Here is a 1,567-nt window from a genome sequence, read left to right as displayed (position 1 = left end):
GATAGATCAGCTGGAAGACCATGACCACGAAGGTGCCTCATTCCCATGAAGCCCCAGCTCACTGCAGGTGCGACAGGTATTGGCACCGTACAGGCCATCATCTCCCGCAGCCGCCACCGGTAACTGACCTGCCGTTTCATACTCATTGCGCCCTCCGGGACGGTCGTAGTGCCGCGTCCATGGTCGCGTCGAGAGCCTGCCGCAGCGTGCGGGTGCGGAAGTCCGACGACACGCAGGTGTAGATCGCCGTGGTGGAGGCGTGTTCGTGGCCGACCTGCTGCTGCACGAACAGCGGGTCCCAGCCGGCCTCGATCAGATGGGTGACGTAGGAGCGGCGCAGCGAGTGGAAGTCCAGCCCGGCGTCCAGGCCGAGGGCGTCGCGGTAGGCCGACAGCCGCGCGTTGATCTGCGCCAGCCCGACCCTCGAAGCCCGTTCCGACGGCCACAGCGCCGGGTTGCCCTCGACCGCCAGCAGCGGCCGGATCTCCTCGATCCACTCGGCGAGGATCTCCGGCACCCAGCTCCAGACGGTCAGCACGCTGCGCCGCTTCGGCGGCGAGCCCTTCATCGCCTTGCCATGGCGCACGTAGAGCACGCCGTATTCGCCGAACTCGGCGGCGTGCGGGTTGCGGCCGAAGTCGGCCACGTCGAGCATCCGGGTCTCGTTGCGCCGCAGCCCGTACCCGTAGGCGACCTTGAACAGGGTCGCATCGCGAAAGGCCGGCAGCCAGCCCTTACGCCCCGCCGCCCGGATCCGGTTGACCTGCTCGTCGGCGTAGTCCAGCAGCGCCTGCATCTCGTCGAGCGTGAACGCCCGCTTGGCCGGGTCACCCTCGGCCGCGGCGACGTGAACAGCGGCGTTCCACTCGTGGACCACCTGCACCGGGTGCGTACCGAACCGCTTCTCGCACTCACTGACCCAGCCGTAGGCCGGATCAGTCAGGTACGCGCAGAACAGCCGGACCGCCTCCTGGTAGCCGCGGGTACCGGGGCCGGTTGAACGTTGTTGCGCGAAGTGAACCCGCTGCTACGGCCTGGCCGTGAGATAGCAGGGGGGTGAGGGGATGAGCGTGTTGGGTGACGAGGGGCTGCGGGCCGAGATGCGGCGGCGTCATGGGTGAAATGGTGCTCTTGAACGAGGGTGCCCTGGCGCGGCGGGTGGAGTTGCTGGGGGGAACATCGTGCTCGGAATCTTCGGTCAACTGGTGGGGAGGTCGCGTAGATGGGTGGCCTTCATGGTCGGCGGGTGGGGCGGGTGTCCCTCCGGTACGAGATCCATGCCTGACGGATGAGGCTGCGGATGGTGACGATGGCGTCGGCGAGGTCGGCGAGGTCGAGGTGAGCGTTGGCCACGTCTTCTTTGCGTTCGTAGCGGTGTTGTAGCCGGTTGAAGGTGTTGTGCCAGGCGTTCGTGCGCTCGGTGTGCCACCGCTGAGTGGCCCGGCACTGATTTGGTTCCGGGCATGAGCGGTGGTCAGCGCGGCTGATCCGGGGCGGGGAAGGAGCGTTGCGCGTTGGCCGCCGCCGTTCCGACCGTTGAGCTCGATGAGAGCGCGATGCGGGTTTT

Annotated in this window: 1 protein-coding gene; it reads right to left on the bottom strand. The window is 67.5% G+C overall.

Features of this window, described 5'->3' with window-relative positions:
• Positions 1-142 precede the first annotated feature (142 nt).
• The gene (locus ACGFIZ_RS34210; RefSeq protein WP_393427448.1) at positions 143-883 is read right to left on the bottom strand and encodes a tyrosine-type recombinase/integrase; all 741 of its coding nucleotides are present in this window, start codon (positions 881-883) and stop codon (positions 143-145) included.
• Between the last annotated feature and the right edge of the window lie 684 nt (positions 884-1,567).

The organism is Micromonospora sp. NPDC048830 (genome assembly GCF_043198215.1).
Classification (GTDB): Bacteria; Actinomycetota; Actinomycetes; order Mycobacteriales; family Micromonosporaceae; genus Micromonospora.
Note: the sequence above shows the minus strand (reverse complement) of the source record. Positions and strands in the feature narration are given on the sequence as shown.